This is a genomic window from Microbispora sp. NBRC 16548, assembly GCF_030268985.1.
GTDB lineage: Bacteria > Actinomycetota > Actinomycetes > Streptosporangiales > Streptosporangiaceae > Microbispora > Microbispora catharanthi.
On the sequence record NZ_BSSF01000013.1, the window covers coordinates 98520 to 113864 of the forward strand.

The following is a 15345-nucleotide window of genomic DNA, read 5'->3' on the forward strand; positions in this document are numbered from 1 at the left end:
TGTTCCACGAAGGGGGCGCTCCGGGCGTCAGACGCCGGGGTGCAGCACGCGGCTCAGGAACTCGCGGGTCCGCTCATGCTGCGGGTCGGCGATGACCTGCTGGGGCGGCCCGTCCTCGACGATCACGCCGCCGTCCATGAACACCACGCGGTCGGCCACCTCGCGGGCGAATCCCATCTCGTGGGTGACGACGAGCATGGTCATGCCGTCCTCCGCGAGCTTCCGCATGACCGACAGCACGTCGCCGACCAGCTCGGGGTCGAGGGCGGAGGTCGGCTCGTCGAACAGCATCAGCGAGGGGTTCATGGCGAGCGCGCGGGCGATCGCCACGCGCTGCTGCTGGCCGCCGGACAGCTGGGGCGGGTAGGCGTCGATCTTGTCGATGAGGCCGACCTTCTCCAGGTTCTCCCGGGCGACGCGGTCGCACTCGCCCTTGCTCCGCTTGAGCACCCGCTCCTGGGCGATCGTGACGTTGCGCCGCACGGTCAGGTGGGGGAACAGGTTGAACTGCTGGAACACCATGCCGATGTGCCGCCGGGCGGCGTCGATGTCGGCGTCGGGGTCGGTCAGATCGACGCCGTCCACGACCACCGTGCCGGAGGTCGGCTGCTCCAGCAGGTTGACGCAGCGCAGCAGCGTGGACTTGCCCGAGCCGGACGGCCCGATCACGCAGACGACCTGGCCGCTCTCGACCGTGAAGTCGATGCCCTTGAGCACTTCGAGCTTCCCGAACGACTTGTGCAGGTTCCTGATCTCGACGGTGCTCATCGGCCCGCTCCCTGACGCGCTTCGAGCCGCCTCGCGACGTACCCGAGGGGGATCGTGATCAGCAGGTAGGTCAGGCCGGTCGCGAGGATCGGCGTGGGGTTGGCGAACGTGGAGGACTGGTCGTTGCCGAACTTCGCCAGCTCCACCTGGGCGGCCGTGACGCCGAGGATCAGCACCAGCGAGGAGTCCTTCAGCAGCATGACGAGCTGGTTGGTGAGCGGCGGCAGCACGATCCGGATCGCCTGCGGGATGACGATCGAGACCATCGCCCGCATGTGCGGCATGCCGAGCGACCGCGCCGCCTCCATCTGCCCCTTCGGCACCGCCTGGATGCCCGCCCGGAAGTTCTCCGCCATGTACGCCGCCGAGACGACGCCGAGCCCCAGCGCGGCGCTGCCGTACACGCCGCCGGGCAGTTCGAAGCCGGGGAACGCCAGCGGGAGGCTGCCGATCATCAGGAAGATGAGCAGGATCGGCAGGCCGCGGAAGATCTCGATGTAGATCGTCGACAGCCACCGGTAGGGCGCGACCGTGGACAGCCGCATCAGGGCAAGTACGAGTCCCAGGACGAAACCGAGGGCGAAGCCCGACAGCGTGTAGATCACGGTGTTGCGCAGCGCCACCGTGAACAGGTCGGGCAGGCCCTTGCGGGCGACGTCGAGGTTGAGGAACGACTCGCCGATCGCCTTCCAGTCGGCCAGGGCCACCAGGACGACGAGGACCGCCACCAGCACGACGTACTGGACGCTCCGGCTGATGCGCTGCTTCTTGCGCGGGCTGAGCCCCTTGCGGGGCCCAGCGTGGGAGGTGTCCTCCTGCTCGCTCACAGCACTCATGATCCGGCGGCGGGCGACTCGGTTCCGGTCGAAGCGCCGTCCGAAGCGCCACCGGACGCGCCACCGGGCTCGGTGCCGAACCACTTCTTGTAGATCGCGTTGTAGGTGCCGTCGGACTTGGCGGCGGCGAGGACCTCGTCGACGACCTTCTTGAGCGCCGTGTTGTCCTTCTTCATGCCGATGCCGTACTGCTCACCGGTGTCGAGGCTGGCGACCTGCTCGAACTTGGCGCCGATGTCGGACTTCTTCAGCCAGGTCAGCACGACCGGGAGGTCCTGCACGATCACGTCCGCCTGGCCGGTCTGCAGGCCGAGCAGCTCCTTGGGGGAGTCGGCGAACTCGGTCGGCTCGAACCCCTTGCTCTTGACGTAGTCGAGGCCCGTCGTGGACGCCTGCGCGCCCAGCTTGAGGTTCTTGGCCTTGACGTCGTCGAGCGAGGTGATCCCGCTGCCCTTCTTGGCCATCAGCGCCTGGGTGGCGTCGAAGTACGGCTCGGAGAAGAGCAGGTTCTGCTGCCGCTCGGGAGTGATCGTCATACCGGCGGCGGCCACGTCGCACTTGCGGGCGTTCAGGGCGGCGCCGCTCTTGATCGCCGCGAAGTCGATGTCCACGATGTCCTGGGTCACGCCCAGCTTCTTCGCGACCAGGTCGACGATGTCCACGTCGAACCCGACGACCTTGTCGCCCTGGTTGAACTGGAACGGCTCGTACGGAATGTTCGTGCAGGTCGTGATCTTTCCGGCGTTCACGAGGGCGACACCGCCGGGGGCGGCCGAGGCCGTCGCCGTGCCCGAGCCGGCGGAGTCGCTCCCGCAGGCGGTGACGGTCAGCGTCGCCGCCAGCGCCACCGCCCCGATGCTCGCCGCTTTCCGATAGGTGGACCAGGGAGCCACACCGGCCTCCTTGCTATGGTGCGAAAACGTCTGAGGCGCAGTTTAAGCGTCCCTTATGACGGTTTGGCCACCGCATGGAACGGAGGGAGTAACGCCTGTGACCTCTGGTGTCAGGGTTGCATGCCCTCGGTGAGCATGTTGAAGCGTTCGAGCATGCGCGCGAGCAGCCGTACGTCCTCCTCCGGCCAGGCGGCCAGCAGCGTGCGCAGCTGGCCCTCGCGCGCGACCCGCGCGTCGTCGAGCCGCCTGCGGCCCTCGGGAGTAAGGGCCAGCAGGTGGGCCCGGCCGTCCTCGGGGTCGGGGCTGCGGCTGATCAGCCCCAGCTCCTCCAGCACCTTGAGCTGGCGGCTGATCGTCGCCCGGCCGACCCGCAGGTAGGCGGCCAGGTCACTGGACCGCATCGGCGAGCTCTGGTCGATGCGGACCAGCAGGCCGTACGCGCCGGGGTCCAGCTCGGGATGCACCTTGCGCCCCATCCCCGCGGAGAACGCCTTGGCGCGCCGGAGCAGGATGGCGAGCTGCCGCTCGACCGCGCAGTACGCCTCGCGTTCGCCGGCCGTGGGCGGTCGGGGAGCGATGTCCGCCTCCGTCATGGCCTGCCTCCTCCTGACTGCGTGTGGCAGGGGGTCTACCCGCGCACCGCCTGGATGTCCAGCTCTACTTTCAGTGTCGCGCCGATCAGCGAGATTCCCGCCTGGACGACCTGGTTGTAGGTCATCGCGAAGTCCTCGCGGCGCAACTCCGTGACCGCGCGGAACGCCGCCCGCAGCCCGCCCCACAGGTCCGGGCCCGTGCCGAGGTAGGTCATGTCGAGATCGACCGGGCGGCTGACGCCGCTCAGCGTCAGCACGCCGTGCACCGTCCACCGGTCCGGGCCCGCCGGCGACAGCCCGGTGCTCCGGTAGGAGATCACCGGGTGCACCGGGACGTCGAGGAAGTCCGCGGAACGCAGGTGATCATCGCGCATCCGGCTGCCCGTGTCGATGGACTCGGCGACGATCTCGGCGACCACGGACGACTCCTCCGGCGTGGCGCCCATCTCGATCCGGCCGGAGAACTCGGTGAACCGCCCCTGCACGCTGCTGAGGCCGAGGTGCCGGGCCGTGGCCGAGATCTTCGAGTGTTCCGGGTCGATCGTCCACACGCCGGGCGGCGGAAGCTCGGTGCCGCCCTGCCGGGCCAGCACCAGAGTGCCGGCCTCGGCGGCGCCCGAGGCGGTCGCGATCGCGGTGGACGCGGCGGGCGCGTACCCGATCGCGGTCGCGACCACCGTGTAGACCCCCGGCGGCAGCGGGGCGGTGACGACCTGCCCGTCGGCGTCCGCCTCCGCCCGCGCCACCTGGTGGCCGGTCGTGTCCGTCACCGTGACGACCGCGTGCTGCACGGCCCAGCCGTCCTTGCTCCTGACCAGGGCGTGCAATCCCCTGGGGACCATCTGGGAGACGCTCATCGCTCGTGTCCCAGCCACACGTCGTAAGGCTCGTCGCCCTGGCCGCCCAGGTTCAGCGTGCTCGCCACGGGCGCGTAACCGCTCGCGACGATCGTGTACTGCCCACCGGTCAGGTCGGTGAAGGCGTACTCGCCGTCCTCGCCGGTGGTCGCCACGCCCACCACGTTGCCTGCGGCGTCGAGCAGCGTGACCCTCGCGTCCGCCAGCGGCACGCCGTCCTTGACGCGGACCGTGCCCCGCACCCGCGCGCCGGGCAGCAGCACGACGTCATGCCGGGTCTGGCCGGTGCCAAGCACCTCGATCGGAACGGCGGCCGGACGGTAGGCCGCGCCGCTGACCGTGAGCGTGTAGGTGCCGGCCACGATGCCGGAGAAGGAGAAGCCGCCCTCGGCGTCGGTCGAGCTCGTGGCCACGACCTCGCCGCGGACGTCCGTCACGACGACCACCGCCTCGGCGACCGGCGTCCCGTCGATGCCGCGCACGGTGCCGACGAGCCGGCCCGAGGCCGCGAGCACCATGTCGAAGTCGACCGGCTGGTCGCCCACGACCAGCGTCGCGACCTGCGGCTCCCGGTCGCCCGCCGACGCGATCAGCACGTACGTCCCGCCGCCCGGCGTCTGGAGCGCGTAGCCCCCGTCGTCCCGGGTGACCGTACGGCCGAGCTGGTGGCCGCGCACGTCGATCAGCGTGAGCGTGGCGCGCCCCACGGGCACGCCGTCCTGACCCTTGACGAACCCGCTGATGCTGACGCCGCCCGGCTCGTGCGTCTCCATGGCGAGCGCGGCGTACGGCTGGGCCTGCGTGGCGGTGAGGACCTGTGCGTTCAGGGGCTGCGGGTTCAGGGGCTGTGCGTTCAGGGGCTGCGTGGCGGAGTGGCCGTTCGGCGAGGCGAACTCGGCCTCGGCCATGATCGGCTGTTGCCTGTCACGCTGTTGCCTGTCGCGCTGGGCGTGGCGTCCGGTCACGGCGCCGTTCCGCTGGCGGGCGATCTCGGGGTCGAGGGTCTCGTCGGTCTCCTGCGTTTCGGCGCTGACCGTGATCGCGCTGGTCCGCAGCGGGACCTCCTTGATGAACAGCACGGCGATCAGCGCGAGGAGGGTGAGCGGCGCCGCGTAGAGGAACAGGTCGCCGATGCCGTGGCCGTACGCGCTCTCCACCGCCGTGCGGATCGGGGCGGGCAGCGCCGAGAGCTTCGGGATCGCGCCGCTCTCCTGGCCGGTGCCGTGGACGCCCAGCGCGGCCAGGGCGTCCGCCAGGTAGCGCTTGACGCGGTCGCCCATCAGGGCGCCGAGGGCCGAGACGCCGATCGCGCCGCCGAGGGAGCGGAAGAACGAGACCACCGAGCTGCCCGCGCCCAGGTCCTCCGCGCGGACCTGGTTCTGCACGGCGAGAACGAGGTTCTGCTGGCTCATGCCGATGCCGACGCCGACGCAGAACATGAATATCGCGACGAGCCAGTAGTCGGTGTCGTACCGCAGCGTGCCCATCAGGGCGAACCCGGCGGTGAGGAAGAAGGTTCCGGAGACCAGGAAGACCTTCCAGTGGCCGGTGCGGGTGATGATCTGCCCCGAGACCGTGGAGGAGATCGCCAGGCCGAGGATCATCGGCAGCGTCATCAGGCCGGCAACCGTGGGCGTCTCGCCCCGGGCGAGCTGGAAGTACTGGCTGAGGAAGGTCGTGCCGCCGAACATCGCGACGCCGACCAGCACGCTGGCGACCACGCTGAGGCTGACCGTCCGGATCCTGAACAGGCGCAGCGGGACGATGGGCTCGCTCACCTTGGACTCGACCACGAGGAAGAGCACCGCGAGCACGACCGCGCCGCCGACCATCGCGCCGGTCTGCCACGACAGCCAGTCGTACTTGTTGCCGGCGAAGGAGACCCAGATCAGCAGCAGCGAGACGGCGGCGGCGATCAGCGTCGCGCCGCCCCAGTCGATGCGTACGTCGCGCTTGACGACCGGCAGGTGCAGGGTCTTCTGCAGCACGATCAGCGAGAGGATCGCGAACGGCACGCCGACGTAGAAGCACCAGCGCCAGCCGAGCCACGAGGTGTCGACGATGAGGCCGCCGACGAGCGGGCCGCCGATCGTGGCGACGGCGAACACCGCGCCCAGGTAGCCGGAGTAGCGGCCGCGTTCCCGTGGCGAGATCATCGCCGCCATGATGACCTGCGCGAGGGCGGTGAGGCCGCCGACGCCGAGGCCCTGGACGACCCGTGCCGTGATCAGCATCGACGGGTTCTGCGACAGGCCGGCGATGGCGGAGCCGATCACGTACACGATCAGCCCGAGCTGGATCAGCAGCTTCTTGCTGAACAGGTCGGAGAGCTTGCCCCAGATCGGCGTCGAGACCGTCGCCGCGAGCAGGGTCGCGGTGATCACCCAGGTGTAGGTCGTCTCGTCCGCGTGCAGTTCGGCCGTGATCGTGGGGAGCGCGTTCGACACGACGGTCGACGACAGGATCGCGACGAACATCCCCAGCATCAGGCCCGAGAGCGCCTCCAGAATCTCCCGGTGCGTCATCGCGGGGGCCGCCGTGCCTGGCGGCGTCTCCCGCGTCATCGCATTCGCCATCGAAGTCCTTCCCCGTGTGATCAAACTTAGTTTCCCTAAGCAATCATATGCCTATCGTTGCTTCGGGCAACCAAATGGTCACGGTTTGGGGCTTCCGGAAATGACGAAGGCCCTGAACCCGCAGGTCAGGGCCTTTCCGTCAGTGTCGCGCTGTGACGCGTATCACCGATAGTTGACGAACTGAAGGGCGATGTCGAGGTCCTTGCCCTTGAGCAGGGAGATCACCTCCTGGAGATCGTCTTTCTTCTTGGAGCTGACCCGGAGCTCCTCGCCCTGGATCTGCGCCTTCACGCCCTTCGGGCCCTCGTCCCGGATGAGCTTGGAGATCTTCTTGGCGTTCTCCTGGTCGATGCCCTCCTTGAGGGACACCACCAGGCGGTACTCCTTGCCGGACAGCTTCGGCTCGCCCGCCTCCAGGATCTTGAGGGACAGGTTGCGCTTGACGATCTTCTCCTTGAAGACGTCGAGAACCGCGTTGGCCCGCTCCTCGCTGTTCGCCTTGATCTCGATGTCCTTCTGCCCCGACCAGGAGATGCTCGCGCCCGTACCCTTGAAGTCGAAGCGGTGCCCGACCTCCTTGACCGTCTGGTTCAGGGCGTTGTCGACCTCCTGCCGGTCGATCTTGCTCACCACGTCGAAACTGCTGTCGGCCATCGGTGTCCGTGTCCTCTCTCCGTTACCCTTCGAGATTAGTGGGCCCCGATGTGATCAGAGGTCTTTCCTCATGACGACGCGGGGCGCCACCTCTATGCCGAGGGCCCGCTCGTGCTCGACCAATGTGGTGAGTTCCGGCCCCCAGTCGTGGGGTTGTACGACCCGGAAGCCGCGCCGGGCGTACCAGGGGGCGTTCCACGGCACGTCCCGGAACGTCGTCAGCGTCACCGCGGCCGTATCGGCCTGCGCGGCTGCCTTGGAGACGGCGTCGAGAAGCCGGGTTCCGATCCCCTGGTTGCCGTGATCGGGGTGTACGGCGATCTGTTCGAGGTGGGTAAGGCCGTCGACCACCCCGAGCAGGGCGAACCCCACCGGTGGCCGGCCGGCCACGACGACACGCCTGGGGTCGTCGCACTCTTCGACGACCGTGGTGCCCGGCGGGAAGACGATGCCGAGCGGCACGAACAATCCGTCCGCCGCTCTCTCGATCTCCGCAAGGGCCGCGAGATCCGCCGGCTCGGCCTGTCTGATCACCGTCCCACTATGGCCGGTGCTCTGCCGCGCCCGCTCCCGAGTTTCCGGGAACCTCCGCCGATCATGTGAGGGGCGAGCCGGAACCCATGTCACGTGCACCCGGGAAGTCCGCTATTCTTCTACCTGTCGCCGCAGCGAGCGGAAGACAAGGCAGGTTGCCCGAGTGGCCAAAGGGAGCGGTCTGTAAAACCGTCGGCTCAGCCTACCCAGGTTCGAACCCTGGACCTGCCACCAGCAGAACAGCAGCTCAGAGGCCCTCCGGGGCCTCTTCTGTTTTCCCGGCCCATGCAGCCGTAGGCCACCCTGAGCCCCCGTCTGTCGCCGGTCCACCAATATGCGTGCAATGATCTTGGCGGCGTTTCCCCAGGTGGCCAGTGCTTTCGGTCAAACCGGATGCGGCGAAGCCGGGCTTGGACGGCCTCCGTAGATGCCGCACGGGCCACGGCCGCCCAACCCGAAGGCCGGCTCGACAGCTCAGGTGACAGTCGACGACCGCCGTGCACTCTCCCGTGACTTGTGCGGCGTAGAGAGGGGGCGCTGCGTGTGCATGGCGGAGAACATGCATCGCCGTGAGCGTCCAAGCAGCGTTTCTAGAAGCCGGACCGCAACCCAGTTCGGGAGGTGAAGCCGGAACAAGATCTCTGCACTCATCCGTTGACGCATCAGCAACTCCAGGTACTTGCGTCGCAGAGGAGCGCTGGATGCCTGAGACTGAAGAGCCGCCAAGCGAGCGGCATCTAGACCGACGGTCCGCTACTGGAAGCATGCTCAGCGGTGTCGGCACCGTGGCCACGGTAATACTCACAGTAGCTATCTTCCTCATCAGCCAACAACAGCAGCAAGATCAAGAACTGATCCAGCAGCAGCAACAACAGCAGCAATTGCAATACAAGGCGCAAGAACTCCTGCAGCAGCAGCAACTGCGGGATCAAGAGCAACGGTTTCGTCTAGCTCAACAAGAGCAGGAAGCTACGTTTCGGAGTGTTAGCTTTGCCGAACGCGTTCTTGTCACTGCCTTCATGCAAGGTAATGACTACAAGGTCATAATTGGCAACGCCAATTCTGCCCCAGCTGACGTCTGGGTCTTTATCAAGGCCGTGAGCGGCAGCAAGCACCCAACTCGAGGATTTCAGATTCTTCCCTGTGACCGCGTTGCGATGCTGGTGCCCGCTCGCCACAGTTGGCATGTAATTGTTCGAAAGGGGGGCAGGTTCTGGACTACGGGTAGCAATCCCGGCGAAGTTTCCCTCGAACGACTCGTAAGTGCCTATGGGATTAAGAGCGGAAAGGGAAAAATGGCGCTGACCTACGAGGGGTTTGATCTGCTGCCCCTGGATCCCGCTAGAGGTTGCGGCATCTAGTTAGTGGTGGTAGCCGTCCGGGGCGCGGTAATGGAGTGGAACTCCAGGTGAAGATTCTGGGCCATCGGCTGGAGAGAAATTTGCCCGCGACCGCCTATCCTTCAAGTAATTCTTCAGCCTTGGCAAGTATGTCGCGGGCGGTACACCAATATGCCTGCAGCGTGTCGATTACTTGTTTGTCATCGAAGGCCCCGCCTTTGAAGCGCCATTCAAGTGATACATGAATATGGATGGCGTTCGCCGTGAGCTCCTCGACGGTCGTCTTGATGGGTTCGGATGGGGGTGTCGGGGTTGCTAGGTCGACATTTACCCGTACTTCTGTCCGCGACTCGATCCTCTTCAGCTCCGAGTGGCGTAGTTCAGTGATTTCTTTCTGCATGCTGCGGTCGATCCCATTCCACCATGCAGAAAACTTGTTACTGCGTTGTCCTTTGCTTTCATCATCGATGCTGCGGGTGACACCCGCGAGTAGATCCAGAACGTAGGGAAGTCGGTCACGAAACGCCACCTCGTCCTGAGTATGGATCTTCAGGTCGTCTAACATACGCCCGCCTCGGGCGAGGCTCTCGTGCGCACGCGGCAGCTTCATGGTCGTGAGACTACTGCTGCCAGGGCCTTTTCACGGGATGCTTCTGCGGCTGCCCACACGGTCACAGGTCATACGTCAGGGCCTCATGGATTCTCCGATTAGCGATCTCCAGATGGCCGTCGAGGCACTTGGCATATACGCGAAGGAGCACATCGACGCTGTGCCCCGCACGATCGGCCACGTCCGGGGCTGAGACGCCGGCGTTGAGCCACAGGGAGACGGCCGCGTGCCGGAGGTCGTACGGCCGACGAGCCAGGGGAGAGGCGACCTGGGCAGGGACGAAGGCAAGCTTGCGGGCTTCCTGCCACACCTCCGTGTAGGCCGTCGAGGCGACGACCCCACCGCGCTCGCTCCGGAAGATCCGCCCATCCGAGCCGACCCCGAACTCTTCGATGTGTTGCCGAAGGATCTTCACCAGGGCCGGAGGGATGGGCACCGGCCGTACGTCGTCCCGGCCTCGGTGCTTGAGCCCACGTTCCTCGTGAGCGTCGCCGCTGTCGGTCCACTGGGTGTTGACCTCTGGGCGCGACACGTCGACGAGGAGGCGGCCCCAGCCGGTTGCCGGAAGATGGCAGTCCTGCTGTCGAAGGGCGACGGCCTCACCCGGCCGAAGTGCGGCGTAGTACATGCAGGCGAACAGGGCCATGAGTCGCCGGCCCCGGCCGCGCTTGCCCACGTAGGTCACAGCGGTCAGCAGTTCCTCGGCTTGCCGCGGATTCACGACCACGCGAGGGTCTACGGTCTCGGTCGTCTTCGGGGGCTTCCACTTGACCTTGTGGAGCGGGTTGGAAGGCAGCTCTTCCAGCTCAACGGCGTACTCCAGGACCGCATGGAGGACGGCCCGCTTCCGCCTGATGGTGTTGGCGCTGGCGGCCTGGCCGTCGAGGCGAAGCGCGAGCGCGTCGAGGGCAAGTCGTACGGTCTTCGTCTCGCTCAGGTCGGCCAGGTCGAGGGACGCACCTTCGAGCCAGCGGACCGCACGCGCCATCTCCGGGGACGGCTCCGGCCTCTTGCCCGCCGGGATGAGGGCGCACTTACGGAGCGCGGTCCGTAGGGTCTCGGCGTCAGGTCGGCCCGGACGATCCTTGGTCAGGGCGGGGAGGACGGTGGAGAGCGCGTCAGAGATGCTGTCGCGCGTCTTCGCCGCAGCGAAGGGCCACTTCATATCGATGTAGGCCCGGACGAAGTCGAAGACGGTCTGCGCGCTCTTGGCCTTGATCATGGAGGCCGGTAGACCACTCTCGACGTCGAACGGCTCTCCCCGCTTGGCCGCCTGGCGGAGGTCTGACAGGAAGCTCTCGGCGAGAGCCTTGGTCCGGTAGGTCTTCGAAGATCGCTTGCCGGCCACCTGCCATCGCACCACGTAGGACGGCGTCTTGCTCGACTTGTTCCGATAGGTCTCGAAGAACTTCACGTCATAGGAGGCGTTCACGCAGCCTCCCGCAGGCTCTCAAGCCAGGCGTCGAACTCACTGCGGTAGATGCGAATCTCCCCGTTCGGGAGCTTGAGGCCCTCGGGAGCCTTGCCAGTCTCACGCCACCGGTAGAAGGTCCGGCGGGAGACGCCGCCGAGCTCGTCGAGGATTTCGGGGACCGTCATCAGCTTGTCGTCCTTCTTCATGCCGCCCTCCCTTCAGTCGCCGAAAGATCTTGGCCGTCTCCGAGCGCTTGGAGTTGGTTCATGTGGTTGCGCCAGCGCTGGCGTTCGTGGACCGATCGGAGCAGCCGGACGCCGATCGGGGCCAGCTCGGGATCACCGGGCTTGACCGGCCGCCAGATGTAGCGATGGGGGTCGACCGGCTCGTCTTCGACGCCGAGGGCTTCCAGGACCCAGGTACGCCGGTCCTGCTTGTGCTCCGTGAGGGTCTTGTTCGACCACTTCCGCGAGACCAAGACGCGGCGGCCCGCGTAGCCGAGGTGGTCGGGCTTGTGGGCCTTTCCCTTGCACCGGCCCGGAGCCATGCCGGGCTTGGCGCCCTTGGGCTGCACTCCGTACCGCAGCCAGTTCGGGCACGTCGGCGAGCACGGCTCGAACCGCAGCGCCTCCAGCAACCGTTCGGCGTGCGCCTTACGGCGCGGGTCATCGGTCCCGAGCGCGTCACCGAGGCTCTTGGTCAGGTACTTCGACAGGTACTGAATCAGTTGGTCGGCGTCCGGCGTTCCTGCGAGCACGCTCTGTATGTCGAGCTGGTCGCCGAAGCGGAGCACGTGCAGGGGCTCGGCGTCCTCGTCGGCGTCCAGAGCGTCGAGGGCCTGGTCCCAGGTCGGCAGGACCTCCCCGGTGTCGGGGTCGAGGTAGCCGGCCCCGTCCTCCCACACCGGCAGGTGATCGCCCTCGAACCGCACGTGGTCGGTCGAGGGCCACCACACCTGGTGGTAGGTCGCGGCGATGATCTGCCGCAGCTCCGCACGGGGCAGGGTGCCGCGGATCGCCATATGCAGGTGCGGCGCGAGCCGCTTCTGAGGCTCGACCGTGGCGAAGTACTGCACGTCATAGCCCGCCACCCGGCGAAGGTTCTGCACGAACCGATCGATCAGCTTGGAGAAGTGCAGCGCGTCCCGAGCCGCCCGCGCGTAGTCGTACCGATCCGGGTCCAACGGCGCGCCCTCCAGCACCCGCCCATAGGAGGGCAGGGTGAGGGTGACGAACATCGAGGGCCGGTAGGTCTTGCCGTCCGAACCGGTGAAGGTCCGCCCGAGCGTGGTCTTGGTCATCTGCCGCTTGGGCAGATCCGGGGCGTCCTGCCGCCGCTTGGTCGAGCGCGTGCGCTTGCCGGAGGTGCGGCCGAGGACGTTGCCGCGCATGCCCGCACGGTTGATCTCCTCGTCCAGGTCCTCGATGGCGGCGTCCAGGTCGGTGGTGTCGCCGCCGGCCTTTTCGACCTCGTCCTGCCACGCCTGGGCGTCGGCCCGCAGCTCGACGAGGTGACGCTGGTACTCGTCGGCGTTGTCCGGGAGGTTCACCGGCTCGTGGTCGAGGTGCCAGCCCTCCCGGCACTGCGCCCGCCGCAACTGGCGATTCCGCTTCGCACACGGCGGGCACTTGCTCTCCAGCGTCGCCCCGCACGGCACGTCGATGACCTCAACCCGGCCGGTGAGGATGTCCTGCCGCCGCAGCGGAACCGGCCGGATACACACCCCGTACTGCTTGGCGATCTCTTCCACGACCTCACGGGCCAGCGGTTGAGCCATCCGGACGGCACGAGGTGTGGAACGGTCGTGCGGGTTGGTCACCGGTCACCGTCCCACGCGCTGAGGGGGTCGAGGAGGTCGGCCGGGCCGAGGTTATCGACCATCACGGCGGCTTTCTCGCCGCACTCGTGGCACTCGACGATGCCGCGCACGGGGTCGAGCCACAGCACGTCCAGGGCGCCGCAGCCTGAGCAGCGCAGGCCGTCGAGGATGTGGGCCAGGCGCATCATCGGCCCACCCCCGCGAACTCGGCGACCATCGCGGAGATGTCGGCATCCGAGACGTACGCCGCCCGCACCCGCACCGGATCAGGGGAGGTTTCCAACCGGACATAGCCGACGCCCGCACCCAACTCAGGAACCGGTGAGATGTGATCAGCCAGGGCACCCCGGTCGCGTGCGCCGTCGCCGAGAACCATGTCCACCTGCTCGGACTCGTCGAGCCGGAGGGCGATCTTGTCGGGGAACAGGTTGCGGATGTTCATGACCTCCTTGCGCGGGTCCTGAAGCGCCGCCATGACCCCGACGCCCACCGCGCGGCCTTGCGTGGTGAGCGTGGCCAGGGCCGCCGTGATGCGCTGCCGGAGGTGCTTGTCGGGCTGGTAGGCGGTCAGGAACGCGACCTCGTCGACGAGCACCAGGACGAACGGATCAGCGGCGGTCGGTGTGTGGGAGCGTTGGAGGCCGGCGAACCGGTCGGCCCGCTCCTGCATCACGCACACGGCCTCATCGAGCAGGTCGGCGCACTCCTTCGGATCAGCGGCGTACCGACTGCCGAAGAGGGGACGGCCGAAGGACAGTTCCATCCGCTTGGGGTCGAGCGCCCAGACCTGCACCAGCCCGGCCCGCATCGCCGGGAGGAGGCCGCGGATTGTCGACCACAGATAGGAGCCCTTGCCCGCGCCCGTGGCCCCGGCGATCAGGACGTGCGTGCCGTGGACCTTCAGCCGCAAGGGTGTGCCGTCCTCGCACCGGCCGATCTCGACCGGTCCCACCGAGGCGACCTCGGGAACCGGAAGCGCGGGCAGGGGTTCGGCGAGGGGGTCGCGCCGGGGGAAGGTGAGCACGAGCCGCCCCGCCCGAGACACGGCGACCCGGCAGGAGGGTGCGCCGAAGCCGTGGGCCAGGTGCTCGATGCGGTCGGCCCAGTCGGTGACGGCTTGGCCGTTGAGCATCTTCACACTGACGCGGTCGGCCCAGCCGTCGCACTCGACACGGATCAGGCGGGGCAGGTAGTCGCGGCCCCGGATGTGCCGCCCGAGGCCGGAGACGACCATGACCGGTTGCCAGTGCCGCCGGTAGACGGCGACGAGCCGCCACCAGGCCAGCAGCGGCCAGCCGACCAGCCGCAGAAACGAGGCCCGATCCAGCAGCGCCCACGACAGTCCGGCCGAGGGCAGGAAAGCGGCCATCACCAGGGCCAGGCGCCAGCCGTACAGGGTCCAGATCACCCCGAAGGCGACCGGCACAGCCACGGCGACCGGATGCCGAACGACCAGGCGGATCAGGCCCGCGACGAGGCGGGACAGCCAGATCACCAGGGTGACGATGGCGGGAGTCTGCATGACGGCCGGGCGGAAGACCACGGCTGTATCTGGTGTGGTGGAGACGAGGTTGCGTGCCTCGTCGCCGGGAAGTTTCTTGAACATTAGGCTTGGTGTCCTCTCAGGCATTGGCGTGTGTGAGAGATCCCGGGGGCCGCTGGAATGCCAGTTCCAGCGGCCCCGCTCGTGTGTCAGGCCGCCGACTCGGTGGCCTGGGTGTGTTCGGCGTGCATGCGTTCGCAGTCGGCCAGGTACCGCGCGGCGGCGTTGAAGATCTCCCGCGCGATGTCCAGGTCTTCGGTGGTGACCGGTCCGGCCGCCCCGGTGGTCGAGACCGTCACGTCCGCCTCGTCGGACTGCAGGACCAGGTACGGCCGCCCGGACTCCAGCACCCGAGCCCGCGCCCGAGTGATCGAGGCGTAGAACGAGATCCCGATACGGGGACGCTCGCCGGGGTCGATCGACATCGACAGGTGCGTGTAAGGCCGCCAGTTCACGCCGCCACCTCCTTGCCGTTGCCGGCCGCCTTGGCATGAGCGCGAGGAGCACGCATCTCCCGAGCCCGAATCGAGTAGGCAAGCCGTCCGGACCCGTTGACGTATGGGGTCACGGTCAGCCCGTCGAACTCGACCGGCGTGAACGGCAGGCCCGCCGCCGGAGCCGGAGGCACCGGCTGAACCGGAGCGAGGATCTTGACGGCCACGGTCTTCTGCGCCGCCTTCAGCGACGGGTCGGCGTCCATCACGGGGATCTGCCAGACGAGTTCTCCCGTCTGCTTGTCCCGTGCCTGGACGAACCGGCCGTTGCTCGACGCCTCGAAGTCCTTGACCGGCTCGACCTCGCCCACGGCGTAGCAGCCGTACGGGAAGATCTGGCCGAAGCTGATCGGAATGGGTCCCTGTAGAGCCATGATTACCGCCCTCCCCTCTTGTACGGTCAGCCACCTTGAC

General features: G+C 67.6%; 17 protein-coding genes and 1 tRNA gene. 2 read left to right on the forward strand and 16 right to left on the reverse strand.

Features of this window, described 5'->3' with window-relative positions; translation table 11 throughout:
• Positions 1 to 27 precede the first annotated feature (27 nt).
• From QSK36_RS31265 to QSK36_RS31300, 8 genes are all read right to left on the reverse strand, one after another.
• The gene (locus tag QSK36_RS31265; RefSeq protein WP_183544909.1) at positions 28 to 768 is read right to left on the reverse strand and encodes an amino acid ABC transporter ATP-binding protein; all 741 of its coding nucleotides are present in this window, start codon (positions 766 to 768) and stop codon (positions 28 to 30) included.
• On the reverse strand, positions 765 to 1604 hold the full coding sequence (locus tag QSK36_RS31270; RefSeq protein ID WP_183544911.1) for an amino acid ABC transporter permease: 840 nt from the start codon (positions 1602 to 1604) through the stop codon (positions 765 to 767). The genes QSK36_RS31265 and QSK36_RS31270 overlap by 4 nt, the downstream gene beginning before the upstream one ends.
• Positions 1601 to 2497: an ABC transporter substrate-binding protein gene (locus tag QSK36_RS31275; protein WP_285784856.1), complete on the reverse strand. Its 897-nt coding sequence runs from the start codon at positions 2495 to 2497 to the stop codon at positions 1601 to 1603. Before QSK36_RS31275 ends, QSK36_RS31270 begins: the two co-directional genes overlap by 4 nt.
• Before the next feature lie 110 nt (positions 2498 to 2607).
• The gene (locus tag QSK36_RS31280) at positions 2608 to 3090 is read right to left on the reverse strand and encodes a MarR family winged helix-turn-helix transcriptional regulator (RefSeq protein ID WP_139578947.1); all 483 of its coding nucleotides are present in this window, start codon (positions 3088 to 3090) and stop codon (positions 2608 to 2610) included.
• Between the two features lie 35 nt (positions 3091 to 3125).
• Entirely contained in the window at positions 3126 to 3947 is an 822-nt protein-coding gene (locus tag QSK36_RS31285; protein ID WP_285784857.1) for a YceI family protein, read from the reverse strand.
• Entirely contained in the window at positions 3944 to 6523 is a 2580-nt protein-coding gene (locus tag QSK36_RS31290) for an MFS transporter (protein WP_502883370.1), read from the reverse strand. Before QSK36_RS31290 ends, QSK36_RS31285 begins: the two co-directional genes overlap by 4 nt.
• A gap of 162 nt (positions 6524 to 6685) precedes the next feature.
• The gene (locus QSK36_RS31295) at positions 6686 to 7177 is read right to left on the reverse strand and encodes a YajQ family cyclic di-GMP-binding protein (protein WP_139578945.1); all 492 of its coding nucleotides are present in this window, start codon (positions 7175 to 7177) and stop codon (positions 6686 to 6688) included.
• 54 nt (positions 7178 to 7231) lie between these two features.
• The gene (locus QSK36_RS31300) at positions 7232 to 7711 is read right to left on the reverse strand and encodes a GNAT family N-acetyltransferase (protein WP_285784859.1); all 480 of its coding nucleotides are present in this window, start codon (positions 7709 to 7711) and stop codon (positions 7232 to 7234) included.
• A 149-nt stretch (positions 7712 to 7860) separates the two neighbouring features.
• Here QSK36_RS31300 and QSK36_RS31305 point away from each other — a divergent pair.
• Together QSK36_RS31305 and QSK36_RS31310 are read left to right on the forward strand one after the other, a co-directional pair.
• Positions 7861 to 7945 (forward strand) — tRNA-Tyr (locus tag QSK36_RS31305).
• A gap of 467 nt (positions 7946 to 8412) precedes the next feature.
• Positions 8413 to 9072: a hypothetical protein gene (locus QSK36_RS31310; protein WP_285784860.1), complete on the forward strand. Its 660-nt coding sequence runs from the start codon at positions 8413 to 8415 to the stop codon at positions 9070 to 9072.
• A 94-nt stretch (positions 9073 to 9166) separates the two neighbouring features.
• Here the strand turns inward: QSK36_RS31310 and QSK36_RS31315 are convergent, their stop codons facing one another.
• From QSK36_RS31315 to QSK36_RS31350, 8 genes are all read right to left on the reverse strand, one after another.
• The gene (locus QSK36_RS31315) at positions 9167 to 9661 is read right to left on the reverse strand and encodes a hypothetical protein (RefSeq protein ID WP_285784861.1); all 495 of its coding nucleotides are present in this window, start codon (positions 9659 to 9661) and stop codon (positions 9167 to 9169) included.
• 61 nt (positions 9662 to 9722) lie between these two features.
• Entirely contained in the window at positions 9723 to 11093 is a 1371-nt protein-coding gene (locus QSK36_RS31320; protein WP_285784862.1) for a tyrosine-type recombinase/integrase, read from the reverse strand.
• Positions 11090 to 11281 (reverse strand): helix-turn-helix transcriptional regulator, encoded by a 192-nt coding sequence (locus QSK36_RS31325; RefSeq protein ID WP_157099558.1) that lies wholly within the window; start codon positions 11279 to 11281, stop codon positions 11090 to 11092. The genes QSK36_RS31320 and QSK36_RS31325 overlap by 4 nt, the downstream gene beginning before the upstream one ends.
• Complete coding sequence (locus tag QSK36_RS31330) at positions 11278 to 12852, reverse strand: replication initiator (protein WP_285784863.1); 1575 nt, start codon at positions 12850 to 12852, stop codon at positions 11278 to 11280. The genes QSK36_RS31325 and QSK36_RS31330 overlap by 4 nt, the downstream gene beginning before the upstream one ends.
• 38 nt (positions 12853 to 12890) lie before the next feature.
• Entirely contained in the window at positions 12891 to 13082 is a 192-nt protein-coding gene (locus QSK36_RS31335; protein WP_285784864.1) for a hypothetical protein, read from the reverse strand.
• Complete coding sequence (locus tag QSK36_RS31340) at positions 13079 to 14500, reverse strand: FtsK/SpoIIIE domain-containing protein (protein WP_285784865.1); 1422 nt, start codon at positions 14498 to 14500, stop codon at positions 13079 to 13081. Before QSK36_RS31340 ends, QSK36_RS31335 begins: the two co-directional genes overlap by 4 nt.
• A gap of 86 nt (positions 14501 to 14586) precedes the next feature.
• The gene (locus QSK36_RS31345; protein WP_285784866.1) at positions 14587 to 14892 is read right to left on the reverse strand and encodes a hypothetical protein; all 306 of its coding nucleotides are present in this window, start codon (positions 14890 to 14892) and stop codon (positions 14587 to 14589) included.
• Positions 14889 to 15305 (reverse strand): plasmid replication, integration and excision activator, encoded by a 417-nt coding sequence (locus QSK36_RS31350; protein ID WP_285784867.1) that lies wholly within the window; start codon positions 15303 to 15305, stop codon positions 14889 to 14891. Before QSK36_RS31350 ends, QSK36_RS31345 begins: the two co-directional genes overlap by 4 nt.
• Between the last annotated feature and the right edge of the window lie 40 nt (positions 15306 to 15345).